This is a genomic window from Polyangium spumosum (assembly GCF_009649845.1).
Classification (GTDB): Bacteria; Myxococcota_A; Polyangia; order Polyangiales; family Polyangiaceae; genus Polyangium; species Polyangium spumosum.
The window spans coordinates 133,193-146,401 of record NZ_WJIE01000010.1; the positions used below are offsets into that span (position 1 = coordinate 133,193).

Here is a 13,209-nt window from a genome sequence, read left to right on the forward strand (position 1 = left end):
CACCACGTCGACCTCCGATTCGAGCCAAAACTCGACGGCTCCGGCAGACGATAGGGTGGATCGATATGGATCCAGGTTGGCCGGCGATCCACCCGCCATTTCAGTGACGGTCGACGTCGTGTTCCAGGAGCGTCCTTACGAGTCTGGCGAACAACACGGGGCGCTTGCGTGTTCATGCCCCGAGCCGGTTTCGGACGTGAATGTCGAGGACGTGATGGTGGCGGCGGGGAGGGGGTGGTGGTATCTTCGCCTCGATGTCTTTCATCCTCAAGTCCACGCCACCACCGGCTCCGGCGAGCAGCGGCCGCGCCTCGGTGGCTCCCCCGGCGGGGGGCTTGTCGTCGCCGCGCGACACGGGCCGCCTCTCCGCGCTTTCGGGGGGTCAAGGTGTACTCGAGGGGGGGGTTCTCGATCTGTCGCGATGGCCACTCGTGGTCCTCGTCAACCATCCACGCGCGAACGAGGCACAAACCGAGCTGTTCGTGAAGAACCTCGCCCAGGTCCTGCGGAGCCGGGGGGGCAAGTTCGCGCTTTTATGCGATTATCGTGGGACGAAGGAGCTCACGCCGAAGCAACGCAAGACGCTGGCGGATCACCTCGCGCAGAACATCGAGCTGTATCGTCGCTGCGCGGGCTGCGCGTTCGTCGCCGACGCGGCCTTCCCCAAAGGCGCGCTCACCGCGATCTTCTGGATGGCGACGCCCCCTTATCCGTACCGCGTGTTCCCCGACGTCGAGTCGGCCGAACGCTGGGCGCTCGGCAGCCTGGGGTGACGCTCCCCGTCTCCCCGTAATCCCCGTAAAACGAAGGCTCGACTGCTTTCCCGTTGTCCTCGGGTCGACGTCGTGCGAGCGTCCGTCGCATGGGTCTACCCTCGCACTGGTGGAAGGATCGAAGACCTTTCCTTGACGGGCTCTTCGTGGAGACCGCGAGGGATTCGGGGCAGCCCGGCGAGACGGGCTGGGTGTGGCTGAGCGAGCACGAGAGTCGCGAGGCGGCGGCGCGGATCCGCGGCGCGTCGGACGAGGACGCGCCGCTCGCGGCGTGGATCCCGCAGGAAGCGCACGAGGCTTGCCATACCATGCTCGAGGGCGTCGTCCCGCTCGCGACGCGGGGTGATCTGCGCGGCGATCGCTGGATGCGCAAGCTCCACGCCCCGACGCTTTTTGGGGATCCGGCGCGGCCCGATCAGGTCTGGATCGCGCTCGACCAGCACATGCCTCCGCCTTTGTGGATCCCCGCGGGGACGACCGCGGCTTCGCTCGCCGAGGCGTATGCGCCTTATGTGTGGCCCGAGACGCAGGATCCTTTGCCGGCGGTGGTCCGTTTGCCCCGGAGCGTCCGGATCTTCCTCGGGTCGGAGCGGGAGATGGGCGCCGATTTCGAGACCATCGTGCGCTTCTTCCAGGGCCTCCCCTGCACCGACAGCCTGCCCTGGGGGACGCGGTTCGTCGAGGATCCGTGGCCGGATCACCCCGTGGGGATCGCGCTCGTCAGCGCGGGTTATCACATGGCCGACAACATACAGCAGGCCGACGGCGCCGTGCCGAGCATCACGATGCGGTCGCGCCGCCTCGGCGCCGCGATCACCGTCTCCTCGATGGAGACGTTTTGCGTGCTCGAGGTCCGTTATGCCCCCGTGTCGCACGCGAGCATCCTGCCATTGCTCGAAGAGCTCTTGCCTGGTTTGCCCAAGGGTTTGCCCTCGGACATGCCCGTCGACGCGCTCGGGGTCGTCGCGCGTTTTCGTGGTTATCAGGCGGACGAGCTCTTTGCGTTGGTTCGGGATCCCGAGGAGGAGCCGTCGCTCGGTTATCATACGATGGCGTGCCTCGCGGCCTTCGGGGACGACGGCGCGGGCGCGCGGGCGCTGCTCGCCGAGCTCGGGGGCCGCGAGAATCCCCGGCAGCGGGGCCTCGGCTACCAGGCCGCCTCCCTCGCGCGGCACAAGCGATTTTTGCATGAAGCGTTGTTACGCGAGACGGACGAGGACAACGTCCAGGCCTTGAAGAACGCCCTCCGCCCCTGAGCTTCGAGGAAAACCATGAGCGAACAGGTCGTGTATTTTCTGCGCGAGGACGCCTCGCTGCGCTCGTTCTTTGAGGGCGTGGCCCGCGAGGGTTTTCAGGTGGTCCGGCGCGCACCGCGGCGGGGCGACGCGGCGCCTTTCTGGACGATCGACATGGGCGAGGGGCGGTACATGCTGCTCGTCGATTTCCCGCTGTTCGGCGTCCGTTACATCGATTGGAAGAGCGGGAGGCCGATGCCCGCGTGGCTCGAATCCGCGGTCGTGCGTCGCGGCGCGGACGAGCTCGCGGCGCGGGCGCGGGAGGCGCGATCACCCGAGGAGAAGATCGCCACGCTTTGTGAGGCCGTCGCGGCCTTCTCGCCGACGCTCCCGGACGGCATTCGTGGTGTCCTCGCCGAGCGGCTCCGGGATACGGAGGAGGCCGTCCGCTGGATGGCGCACAAGGCCGTCGTGGCCCTCTCGGATGCGTCGCTGGAGCAGACGCTCGGCGAGATGCTCGCCGCCGGGCCCGTGCCCGAGGACATGGAGGCGTGGGCGCGGGAGCTCCACGAGCTCGCGAAGGCCGCCGTCCGCGGCGATTATACAGGCGACCTCGACACGAAAAACGAGGATTACCTGCGCGACGCGATCCGGCGTGATCTGCCGGAGAAGAAATGGCGCCGCGTGGAGATCGCCGCGGCGAAGCTCCTGTGGAAGGACATGCCGCTCTACGAGCTCGAGGCGGCGGCCGCGTGGGCGCAGGCCGTGGCGGCGACGGGGCGCGTGTGGAAGGCGTATTTCGCGGCGCTCCTGGTCTCGGAGATCGAGCGCTCGCAAGGCCGGGAGGGCCTCGCGGCCGTCGTGCGGGCCGAGATCGAGCCGACGCTGGCCACGCGCGAGGATCTGCCGGCGCGGGAGGACCTGCACCCGATCCTCTGGATCGTGCGGGATCGATTGAACGAAAAACACACGGCCGCCTGCGATCGCGCGCTCGACGCGCTCGACGCGCACGTGAAGAACCTCGAGGCCGAGCGCCTGCTCTTCCGGGCGATATCGATGCGAAGCGGGCCCGAGGGGCGCCCGCTCGCGAAGAAGCTCCGCGACCTCCTGCCGGGGGCGATCACGCCGCTCGTGTTGCTCGCGTATTTGCATGGGTTCGACGACACGAGCGACGAGGCGCTCGCCGACGCCGAGGCGCTCGCGGCGGCCATGATGCAGCGCGAGCTCGCGGCGAAAGGGAAGGCCGATCCGCCTTCGACCGAGATCGCCTCCTTCGACGCGTGGGCCGAGGGGATCCTCGCGTACCAGGCGCGCAGGCCGAAGGACCTCATCCGCGACCACCTGCGTATCCTCCAGAAGCGCGGCGACCACGAGGGCGCCCTGCGCGCCGCCGATCGCGCGATCGCCGCGGACGACTCGGCCCTCGCGTGGCTCGACAAGGGCATGATCCTCACGTCCTCGAAGCGGCACGCGGACGCGATCGTGGCGTACACCGAGGCGATCGCGCGGGTCGACAACGACGGCAAGGTCCTGCTCGGCGGCAGCTACGACGTCGCCTGGTTCAACCGGGCCTGCGAGCGCGCGATCTCGGGCGATCACGAAGGCGCGCTGCGCGACCTCGCCGTCGCCGTCGCGAAGGACGAGCAGTGGATCGACAAGGCGCGGGCCGACGATTATTTCGATTCGGTCCGAAATGACCCGCGCTTCGAGGCGATCCTCTCGGGGACGTTCGAGGCCCCGCCGGAGAGCTCGCCTGCCGGCGCGGCCCTGCCGCCGCCGCCGAAGCCGCCCGAAGCGCGAGACGAGGCCTCCTCGAAGGCGACGAGCGACGAGCTCCCGCCCTGGGAGCGCGACCCCTTCGGCAACCCTTACCTTGACAGCGAGATGGATCGGCGTCTCGGTTACGGCGACGAAGCGGACGAGGACGAGGACGACGACGACGATTCCGGCGCGGACGAAGAGGACGACGAGGGTGACGAGGACGCATTCGACGACGGGGATGACGACGGGGACGATTGAATGAGCGACGGCCCGGGCAACGACGTACTCGCGACGCGCCGGCCGTACCTGGCCACGGCCTTCGTGCTCATCATGGGCAGCCGGATCCTCGGCGCGGCCCTCTCGCCGGTGCTCTTCGCGCATGCGCCTTTGGCCCTGCTCGCGCTCTCGCCTGTCCCGGCGAACCTCGTCCTCGTCGCGGGCGTCACGGGCCCCGCTGCGTACTGGGCCGTCGCGTTGCCCCTCTGCGCCGGGCAATGCCTGCTCGCGTATCTGTTCGGGCGCTCCGAGGGGACACGCGCGCTGCGGTGGCTCGTCGCGCGCGGCGTCGCGTCCGAGGGGCGCGTCGAGCGTATGATGAAGCCGGTGCGGACGAGCGCGCCCCTGCTCGTCCTCGCCGTCCCGGGCCCCATCGCGGCCACCCTCGCGGGCGCGTTTGCTGCTCCGGCGCGGGTCCTCGTGCCCGCGATCGTCCTCGCGCAGAGCCTCTGGGTCGGCATGTGCCGCTTCTTCGGCCAGGCCCTCCTCGGCTGGATCGAGGCCCTGCGGGCGGAGGTCGTGGAGCACGTGTTGCCCTTGACGTTGATCACCGTGGCCATCGCGGCCGTGGTGCATTTCCGCAAGAAATGGGCGAAGCCCAGGGCTTGACGAGGACGCCCCTCTCGCCCGACGCTGCCATCGCCGCGCCATCCCGCGCCTCCCGAGCGACACATCGATGGGACGGACCATTCGAGGACAAAAAGGTTTTACCTACACGTACGTCGAGGGCGAGCAGCCCGTGAACCTGCTCTACCTCGCGGCCGTCTCCGGCGCGGGGTTTTCGCTCGTCGTGCCCGAGCTACGCGGGCGCGCCGCCGGCGACGTCTCGCCCGTCTCGTGGAGCTGCCTCGCGCTCGGCCGCGAGCTCGTCGAGCGGGGGAAGGCGAGCCGGCAAGGCGAGCTCGGGGCGCTCCTCCGCAAGCTCGACGGCGACTTCCTTCGTGTCGACGATCCACACCACGTCTCCCTCGCGTTCGTGCAGGACGCCATGGCCGAGAACGTGGCGACGATCGTCGAGCGCATCGACGCGGAGGCGCGGCTCCCGCTCGAGGCGCTCGTGCTCGTCGGCTCGTCGGGGTATCACCTCGCGCGGGGCGACTGGCCCAAGATGCTCGTCTTCGTCAACGAGTCGCTGCCGCGCGCGAAGCGGCTCGACATGGGCATGCTGCGCGAGGCGCTCGGGAAGGGGCCGGAGGCGCTCGCGCCGCAATGGTCGTCGCTGCGCGGCAAGATCGATTATCTCCCGTTCATGGGCTTCTCGCTCCTTTGCCACGCGGCCCTGCACGATATCGAGGGCCTCGTCGTGCACGAGGACGAGCCCGAGGTCCGTGCCGAGGGCTTCTGGGAGCTCGCGCGGGCCTGGCACGCGTGGGACGCGGCGCCGCGGACCGAGCCCGGCGCTCCCTTCGCGCAGGCCCTCGTCGCCCATTTCGCAGGCCACAAGGCCGAGGCGCGCCGCCTGCTCCTCGCTTGCCAGGAAGCCGGGGAACTACGGGCGGCGCGGTATGTGGCCATGATGCGTTGATCGACGCGCTCGCCCGGCCGCGCACCCATAACGTCCTCTGCGGCATCGTACCCGCGTGAATGCGAGCGCTCCTGCTCCTCCTCACGCTCATCCTCCTCGCGCCCGCCTGCTCGCGTGAGCGGAGCGGACCGCCCGAGCAGCCGCGGGCGCCCGTACGTGTCGTGTTCTCCGAGATCGCGACCGTGCCCATCGAGCTCTCCGCCATTGGTACGGTCGAGCCGTCGGCGAGCGTCTCCTTGCGGCCGCGGGTGACCGGCCTCGTCACGGCCGTGAAATTCCAGGAGGGCGCGGACGTGGCCGCGGGTGACGTGCTCTTCCTCCTCGATCGGCGGCCCTTCGAGGTCGCGCTCCGCGAGGCGCTCTCGAACCTCGAGCGCAGCCGCACGCAGGCGGCGAACGCGAAGGCCGAGGCCGATCGGTATGAAGAGCTCGCGGCCGCGGGCGTGGCGAGCCGGCAAGACGCCGAGCTCCGGCGCGCGGAGGCGCGGGCCGCGGTCGCGGCGGTGGAGGCATTTCGCGCGGCCACGGCCCAGCGGCGGCTCGACCTCGAATACACGACCCTGCGCGCGCCCATCGCCGGGCGGACGGGCAGCATCCTCGTGCGCGAGGGCAATATCGTGCGGGCGAACGAGACCGTGCTCGTCGACATCGCGCGCCTCGCGCCCACGTTTGTCACGTTCACCCTCCCCGAGGCGAGCGTGCCGGCATTGCAGGAGGCCCGCGCGAATGCGACGGAGCCGCTCCCCGTACTCGCCGAGGTGTCGGGTGGCCATTCTGCCGAGGGGATCCTCACGTTCGTCGACAACACGATCGATCGAGCGACGGGCACCTTGCGGCTACGCGCCACCTTCGACAACGACGACCGAGCGCTCTGGCCGGGGCAATTCGTGCAAGCGACCGTGCGGCTCGGCGTGCGGCAGGGCGCGGTCGTCATTCCCTCGGAGGCCCTCCAGACCGGCCCCTCCGGCACGTTCGTCTTCGTGGTCGGCGCGGACGAGACCGCCCAGATGCGGCCCGTGCAAGCGGGCGAGCGCGCGCCCGGCGGGCGGGTCCTCGTGCAATCGGGGCTCGCTGCGGGCGAGCGCGTGGTCACGGACGGGCATTTGCGCATCCGGCCGGGCGCGCCCGTGACCATCGTGGACGGGCGCGTGGAGGAGGAGGCGCGATGAACGTCTCGCGCCCCTTCGTGACGCGGCCCGTGATGACCACGCTCTCCATGCTGGCCATCGTGATCTTCGGCATCGCCGGGTTTCGCGCGCTCCCGGTGAGTGATCTGCCGAATGTCGATTTTCCGACCATCGCCGTGACGGCCACGCTCCCGGGCGCGAGCCCGGAGACCATGGCCGCGGCCGTGGCGACGCCGCTCGAGCGGCGGTTCTCGACCATCGCCGGCGTCGACGCGATGACCTCGACCTCGGGCCTCGGCAGCACGCAGATCGTGCTCCAGTTCGATCTCACGCGCGACATCGACGCCGCGGCGCTCGACGTGCAATCGATGATCGCGCGCGCCGCGCGGGATCTGCCGCCCGACATGCCCACGCCGCCGAGCTTCCAGAAGGTGAACCCGGCGGAGTCGCCCATCCTCTACCTCGCGCTCCGCAGCGAGACCTTGCCGCTCTCGGAGGTCTCCGAATACGCGGAGACCACGATCGCCCAGCGTGTCTCGATGATCCCCGGCGTCGCGCAGGTCCTCGTCTGGGGCTCGCAGAAATATGCCGTGCGTATCCGGCTCGATCCGCGGGCGCTCGCCTCGCGGGAGATCGGCATCGACGAGGTCGCCGCCGCCGTCGCCCGCGAGAACGTGAATCTACCGACGGGCGTGCTCGAAGGCCCGGACCGCGCATACGTGATCCAGGCGAGCGGCGGCCTGCTCCGGGCGAGCGCGTTCCGGCCGATCATCGTGGCGTATCGCGACGGCGCGCCCGTCCGGCTGGAGGAGCTCGGTACCGTCCTCGACAGCGTCGAGAACGTCCGCGTCGAGAGCCATTACAATGGCGATCGCTCCATCGTCCTCGCCTTGCAGAGGCAGCCGGGCTCGAACACCGTCGCCGTCGTCGACGCCGTGCGGGAGCTCCTGCCCGACCTGCGCGCCGAGATCCCCGCCGCCGTCGAGATTGACACGCTCTACGATCGTTCGGTCTCCATCCGCGAATCGGTCGCCGACGTCGAGCACACGCTTCTCATCACGATCGGCCTCGTCGTGCTGGTCATCGGTATCTTCTTGCGGGATCTGCGCTCGACCCTCGTGGCGAGCCTCGCGCTTCCGATCTCGCTCATCGGCACGTTCGCGGGCATGTGGGCGCTCGACTATAGCCTCGACAACCTCTCGCTCCTCGCGCTCACGCTCAGCGTGGGCTTCGTCGTCGACGACGCGATCGTCGTCCTCGAGAACGTCTTCCGGCACCTCGAGATGGGGAAAAAGCCGCTCCAGGCGGCGCTCGACGGCGCGGGCGAGATTGGCTTCACGGTCGTGTCGATGACGACCTCGCTCGTCGCGGTCTTCGTCCCGGTGCTCTTCCTCGGCGGGATCGTGGGGCGCCTGCTCCGCGAGTTCGCCGTGACCATGAGCATCGCGATCCTCGTCTCCGGCGTGGTCTCGTTATGCCTCACGCCCATGCTGGCGAGCCGGTTCTTGCGGTTGAAATCGAAAAAAAAACACGACGAGGCGCGCGCCGCGACGACGGGCAGGCTGGACCGGGCGTATGCAAGGAGCCTCGGCTTCGTCATGCAGCACAGGTTCGCGACGCTCGTCGTATCGTTTTTGCTGCTCGGGGGGACGATCGTGCTCGGCGTGATCGTGCCGAAGGGCCTCTTTCCGAGCGAGGACACGGGGCAAATCTTCGCGCAGACACGCGCCGCGCAGGGCACCTCGTTCGAGGCGATGAGCGAATACCAGGCGGCCGCGGCGGCGATCGTGCGAGAGCACCCGGCCGTCCGGCACGTGATGTCCTCCCACGGCGGCTCCAACACGGGCCGCCTCTTCATTCGATTGAAGGATCGGGACGAGCGTGATCAAAAACCAGAGGAGGTGATCGCCGACCTCCGCCCGAAACTCGCCGCGCTCCCGGGGCTCGGCGTGTACATGCAAAACCCGCCGTCCATCCGCCTCGGCGGTCAGCTCACGCGTGGGCTCTTTCAATTCACGTTGACGGGCACGGACACGGACGAGCTCTACGACGCGGCGGCGGAGCTCGAGCAGGAGATGCGAAACGTCCCCGGTCTCGTCGACGTGACGAGTGATCTCGAGCGGCGGACGCCCGAGGTCGAGCTCGTCATCGACCGGGATCGGGCGGCCACGCTCGGCGTCTCGGCGCGTAGCATCGAGGAGGCGCTTTTTTCGGCATACGCGGGCCGGCTCGTCTCGACCATTTACGCGGAGGCGAACCAGTACTCCGTGCTCCTCGAGGTCGATCCACGCTTCGCCCGCGATCCGAGCGCGCTCGGGCTGCTCTACGTGCGCGCAGCGGGCGGCGAGCTCGTGCCGCTCAGCGCCATTTCGCGGATCGAGGAGGGGACGGGTCCACTCAGCGTCAGCCACCTCGGGCAATTACCCGCCGTGACGATCTCCTTCAACCTGGCCGAAGGGGCGCCGCTCGGCGAGGCCGTCGCGGGCGTGTCGGCGCTCGCGCGGGAGCGATTGCCCGACACCATCACGACGCAATTCCAGGGCAGCGCGAAGGTCTTCCGCGAATCCCTGGGCGGGCTCGGCTTCCTGCTCATACTCGCCATCCTGGTGATCTACGTGGTACTCGGCATCCTCTACGAGAGCTTCATCCACCCGATCACAATCCTCTCGGGCCTACCCTCGGCAGGCTTCGGCGCGCTCTGCGCGCTGCTCCTGCTCGGCGAGGAGCTCAACGTATATTCATTCGTCGGCGTGCTCTTGCTCGTGGGTATCGTGAAAAAAAACGCGATCATGATGATCGATTTCGCGCTGGAGGCAGAGCGACGCGACAAAAAGCCCGCAGCGGAGGCGATCGTGGAAGGAGCAAGAATCCGCTTCCGGCCAATCATGATGACCACGATGGCAGCACTCGCGGGCGCATTGCCGATCGCGCTCGGGTTCGGCGCGGGCGCCGAGGCACGACGTCCACTCGGCATCGCAGTGGTCGGCGGGCTCGTGGTGTCGCAACTCTTGACGCTCTACATCACGCCGGTCATCTACACGTACCTCGACGCAGCAGGCGCACGTGTGACTCAAGCCTTCGCGCGGCGGAAGGCACGCGCGACGAGCGCGACATAACCAATCTGGATCAACATGGGCACGCCAAAGCTGACGACCCCACTCCAGCGATCATTCCGCGGATGATAAATCCCGCCAGCCTCGGCGGCCACCATGAAGACGAGGACCGTGACGAACGCAATCGGAAGGTTCATCACGAGCGCGAGCGGAAACCGTCGATGGTCGCCAATGACATGAAACGCACGCATGCCAGCGAGGCTGAGCAGGCCAACGACGCCAATCGGGAGCGCAAGGAACGCGACAGCGACGAGCGACATGACAGCACAAGGGCCATTCGCGAACATGTGCGAGCAGCCCGGATCAGCAAGCGCCGCGGCAGGCGCGAGCAGGGCGAGCAAGGCGGCCGCGAGGGCAAGGGGGCGAGGCATGGGGGCGTTGTAGCCTTCTTTGGCGGGCATCTCCAGGGGCTCGGCTGGCGGGCGTGGGAGCCGGGGCGCTGCCCCGGACCCCGCGGGGGCTACGCGCCCCTCGACCCGCGCCAGGGCAAGCCCTGGACTGGGGGTTGAAAAACTGCGCTCCGCGCAGTTTTTCAAACAGGCCGGCGAAGAGGCCGGGTTGCCAGCAGAACCAGCAGCGCGGCTGTTTTGGTTGGCAGGGGCGTTTTTGGTCTTGATTGCGGCTGTTCGATGAACTGCGCGGAGCGCAGTTCATCGACCACGGGTCCAGCGCTTGCGCTGGTCCGGGTCCAGGGGTGGACAACCCCTGGTCGGGCCTGGGGCGAAGCCCCAGCGAGGCGGTTCAGCTCGCGACCTCAGGGCGATTGCGTGGGGTCGGCGGGCGATTGCGTGGGGTCGGCGGCGGGGAGGTCGGTTTCTTCGGGCAGGCCTGCGCGGCGGCGGGCTGTGGGTTTCACGCGGTCGGCGAGGGTCTGGCGGTCGGCAAGGGTGAAGAGCAGGGATGTGAGGTCGGCGATCACGGGATAGCGGCGGCCCCAGGTTTCGAGCTCGGTGTTTTTCTTGTCGAGTGTTGATTGTGCTTCGCGCTTCTCGCGTTCGACGTCGCCGAGGGAGTTTTCGACGGCCTTTGCGGCGGCCTTCAGGTCGTCGGCGGCGACCACGGGATCGATGCTGAGGCCCTTCATCTTGGGTTGTTCGACGAGCGGGCGCGTGCGGAGGAGCTTCTCGACGCTGCCGGCTGTGTGAAGGAGGCTCTGGTTGTCGTCGGGCAGCGCTGCGGGCAGGCCGTATTCCGTCGGGAGGTCGGGGCTATAGTTGTTGCCGAGGGCGGTGCGGAGCGCGACGAGTGAGCCGCGCAGGTCTGCGAGGGATGACTCGCGCTTCTTGCGATAGCCGTCGTCGTCGGCGAGCTCGTTCGTATGGTCCTGATCGGCGATGGCGAGGTTCTGGGTGACGCCCTGGAGCAGGTTGCCGAGGGCCGTGACCACGTTGCCCATCGTGAGGTGGGGCGGCACGCCGTCAGGAAAAAGCAGCGAATCGAGGACGGGCGCGATCTCCGGCCCGTGCACGTTGATGGCCGCGATGACCGTATTCGTGATCGCGACTCGATCCGCGACCATCCGTGAGACCTTCACTGTCATGAAGATTCCTCCCAGGGCGATGGATACCTGAACTCCGTCGCTGGAGGAATTCGAAACGTACGGTGGTAAAGATCACACGAGGAGGCGGCGGAGGGGGATCTTTGCCGTGAAAGAACGTGAGCCGGGGCACGTCGGTGAGCGAGGGGCGGGGGGACGAAGGGGGTTTCGGGGCGGCGGGGAGGCGAGGTTTACGCGGGGAGGGGCGTCGGGACGGGGGGCGACGCGAGGTTCAGGCGGGGCGGGGACGCGGCGGCGGGGGCGGGAGGGATCGGGGGTGGTGAAGGGCGGGCGGGAGCGCGGGGAAGGGGGAGGGGGCGCGGTGAAGAGGGGCGGGCGGCGGGGGGAGGCGCGAGGGGTGGTGGTGAAAGGAGGGGCGGGAGGGGGGGAGCTGGCGTTTTTGGTTGACAGGCGAGGCGGGCAAGGCATGCACGTCGTGCCCGGGACCTTGCGAGCGAGAAAGCGCCCCTGATAGGTTGCCCGTATGACTGGCCGGGTTCGAGGAGCAGTCCAGGTCGCGACCGCTGCCGTGGCGGTGAGCGCCCTCGGGGGCTGCACGTTCGGAGACGTGCCGGAGGAAACGCCCTCCAGCGTCATCAACTGGCCGCCGTTTGCGGACAACTGCGTCCCCGTGGAGTGCTTGTTCGAGTGTTGCGACGGGTGGAACTACTCCAAGGACCCGATCCTCCACGGAGGGGTGGTGTTGGGAACCAAGTGCAACGAAGTCAAAGCGAAACACGCTGACTACGCCGAGTACGTTGCTCTGATGACTTCGGAAATGAACTTCTGCCCGAGTGATTTCGCAGGCATTGAGTCTGGGTATTGCCATGTCGTCCAGCCACCCGACGCCGTCAAAGAGTTCACCTTCGAGGGGCAGCCCGTCTACTCGGGGTTGAACTTTGCGGTTTGCCCGCCGAGCGTGCCGAAGGCGGCGCGTCCATTGGAAGATAAGGATCTCGCCCCCCAGGAGTGAGTGGGTCGTGATGGTCGTGCCTGCGCGCCTCCTCGCGCTCTCCGTCATGGCTTGGGTTTCCCTCCACCCCGCGGAGGTCTTCGCGCAGCAAGGCCCCTGCGCGAGTCCCGAGCCCTTCCACGGGTTCTGGGGCGGTGGGGAACTCCAGGTAAGGGAACGCGTGGCGGGGGTTCCGGTCCTCGCCACGGCACGCTTTTCCTACAGGCAGATGCGGTACTCCCCCTGCGTCGGCGAGGCGGCCTTGCTCCCTCCTGGGGTCGGCGAGGCGAGCTTCAGCGTGGGTGTGCCTCTCTTCGACAATCGACGAGGTGGGTGGCTCCTGCAAATGGCCGCCCGCGGGCAAGGCTCGCAGAGGGCGAGCGAGCCAGTGAGCGGCGTCGTTACCGGCGCGCCCGCGATGGCCGGCCACCTCAATCTCTGGGAGACGCCGCTACCATTGATCCAGCTCACGGGGGCGGCGTCCGCGGCCATCGTGCCACAATCCCGAGACGTTCCCCTGTCGCTCGCGTATCTCGGGGGGGTACGCGTCTACGCTCTTTACGGGAGGCACGCGCAAGCAAATCTGGGAATCATGGTCGGAGGCAACAACGCTGCCGCCCACGTCGTGCCTTCGCTCGCGGTTCGATTGAGTGATGTGAAGATATGGAGTTACAGGACGGGCCTCGGCTTCGAGTTTCGCTCCCCCGTCGAGTTTTTTGGCGGCCCGGTGCCGGTTCGGTGGCGGCTCTGGGGCGCCTTGACCCTCCTGCTCGAAAAGCTCGACGAAAGCAGGAGCGACCGCGCGCGCGGAGCACAGACGCCCTCGCCCTCCGTCGACCTGGTCCGTTCCCCCCCGAATCCGCTCCGTCGACCCAGACCGCCTGGGAGATGACCCTGTGACAGTATCCGC

11 protein-coding genes are annotated in these 13,209 nt (G+C 68.4%); 9 read left to right on the top strand and 2 right to left on the bottom strand.

The window, feature by feature from the left end:
- Positions 1-254 precede the first annotated feature (254 nt).
- The 7 genes from GF068_RS29935 to GF068_RS29965 all read left to right on the top strand — a co-directional run bounded on the left by GF068_RS29935 (position 255) and on the right by GF068_RS29965 (position 9,813).
- On the top strand, positions 255-773 hold the full coding sequence (locus GF068_RS29935; protein ID WP_170319746.1) for a hypothetical protein: 519 nt from the start codon (positions 255-257) through the stop codon (positions 771-773).
- A gap of 89 nt (positions 774-862) precedes the next feature.
- On the top strand, positions 863-2,029 hold the full coding sequence (locus GF068_RS29940; RefSeq protein WP_153822911.1) for a hypothetical protein: 1,167 nt from the start codon (positions 863-865) through the stop codon (positions 2,027-2,029).
- A 15-nt stretch (positions 2,030-2,044) separates the two neighbouring features.
- Positions 2,045-4,027: a TPR end-of-group domain-containing protein gene (locus GF068_RS29945; protein ID WP_153822912.1), complete on the top strand. Its 1,983-nt coding sequence runs from the start codon at positions 2,045-2,047 to the stop codon at positions 4,025-4,027.
- Positions 4,028-4,654 carry a hypothetical protein gene (locus GF068_RS29950; protein WP_153822913.1) on the top strand — a complete coding sequence of 209 codons (627 nt, stop codon included), beginning with the start codon at positions 4,028-4,030 and terminating at the stop codon, positions 4,652-4,654.
- Between the two features lie 67 nt (positions 4,655-4,721).
- Positions 4,722-5,570 carry a hypothetical protein gene (locus tag GF068_RS29955; RefSeq protein ID WP_153822914.1) on the top strand — a complete coding sequence of 283 codons (849 nt, stop codon included), beginning with the start codon at positions 4,722-4,724 and terminating at the stop codon, positions 5,568-5,570.
- Between the two features lie 59 nt (positions 5,571-5,629).
- The gene (locus tag GF068_RS29960; RefSeq protein WP_153822915.1) at positions 5,630-6,739 is read left to right on the top strand and encodes an efflux RND transporter periplasmic adaptor subunit; all 1,110 of its coding nucleotides are present in this window, start codon (positions 5,630-5,632) and stop codon (positions 6,737-6,739) included.
- On the top strand, positions 6,736-9,813 hold the full coding sequence (locus GF068_RS29965) for an efflux RND transporter permease subunit (protein ID WP_153822916.1): 3,078 nt from the start codon (positions 6,736-6,738) through the stop codon (positions 9,811-9,813). Before GF068_RS29960 ends, GF068_RS29965 begins: the two co-directional genes overlap by 4 nt.
- On the opposite strand, the gene GF068_RS29970 is transcribed toward GF068_RS29965, so the two are convergent.
- Together GF068_RS29970 and GF068_RS29975 are read right to left on the bottom strand one after the other, a co-directional pair.
- Positions 9,768-10,211: a hypothetical protein gene (locus GF068_RS29970; RefSeq protein ID WP_153822917.1), complete on the bottom strand. Its 444-nt coding sequence runs from the start codon at positions 10,209-10,211 to the stop codon at positions 9,768-9,770. The genes GF068_RS29965 and GF068_RS29970 overlap by 46 nt on opposite strands.
- A 353-nt stretch (positions 10,212-10,564) precedes the next feature.
- The gene (locus GF068_RS29975; RefSeq protein ID WP_153822918.1) at positions 10,565-11,350 is read right to left on the bottom strand and encodes a hypothetical protein; all 786 of its coding nucleotides are present in this window, start codon (positions 11,348-11,350) and stop codon (positions 10,565-10,567) included.
- A 481-nt stretch (positions 11,351-11,831) separates the two neighbouring features.
- Here GF068_RS29975 and GF068_RS29980 point away from each other — a divergent pair, with 481 nt between their 5' ends.
- Positions 11,832-12,320: a hypothetical protein gene (locus GF068_RS29980; RefSeq protein ID WP_153822919.1), complete on the top strand. Its 489-nt coding sequence runs from the start codon at positions 11,832-11,834 to the stop codon at positions 12,318-12,320.
- A 10-nt stretch (positions 12,321-12,330) separates the two neighbouring features.
- A complete protein-coding gene (locus tag GF068_RS29985; protein ID WP_153822920.1) occupies positions 12,331-13,191 on the top strand; it encodes a hypothetical protein in 861 nt (286 codons plus the stop codon).
- Positions 13,192-13,209 lie beyond the last annotated feature (18 nt).

Bases quoted from the DNA above. Each gene is read 5' to 3' on its own strand.
- GF068_RS29935 (WP_170319746.1), top strand. From the start codon at position 255: ATGTCTTTCATCCTCAAGTCCACGCCACCACCGGCTCCGGCGAGCAGC.
- GF068_RS29940 (WP_153822911.1), top strand. From the start codon at position 863: ATGGGTCTACCCTCGCACTGGTGGAAGGATCGAAGACCTTTCCTTGAC.
- GF068_RS29945 (WP_153822912.1), top strand. From the start codon at position 2,045: ATGAGCGAACAGGTCGTGTATTTTCTGCGCGAGGACGCCTCGCTGCGC.
- GF068_RS29950 (WP_153822913.1), top strand. From the start codon at position 4,028: ATGAGCGACGGCCCGGGCAACGACGTACTCGCGACGCGCCGGCCGTAC.
- GF068_RS29955 (WP_153822914.1), top strand. From the start codon at position 4,722: ATGGGACGGACCATTCGAGGACAAAAAGGTTTTACCTACACGTACGTC.
- GF068_RS29960 (WP_153822915.1), top strand. From the start codon at position 5,630: ATGCGAGCGCTCCTGCTCCTCCTCACGCTCATCCTCCTCGCGCCCGCC.
- GF068_RS29965 (WP_153822916.1), top strand. From the start codon at position 6,736: ATGAACGTCTCGCGCCCCTTCGTGACGCGGCCCGTGATGACCACGCTC.
- GF068_RS29970 (WP_153822917.1), bottom strand. From the start codon at position 10,211: ATGCCCGCCAAAGAAGGCTACAACGCCCCCATGCCTCGCCCCCTTGCC.
- GF068_RS29975 (WP_153822918.1), bottom strand. From the start codon at position 11,350: ATGACAGTGAAGGTCTCACGGATGGTCGCGGATCGAGTCGCGATCACG.
- GF068_RS29980 (WP_153822919.1), top strand. From the start codon at position 11,832: ATGACTGGCCGGGTTCGAGGAGCAGTCCAGGTCGCGACCGCTGCCGTG.
- GF068_RS29985 (WP_153822920.1), top strand. From the start codon at position 12,331: ATGGTCGTGCCTGCGCGCCTCCTCGCGCTCTCCGTCATGGCTTGGGTT.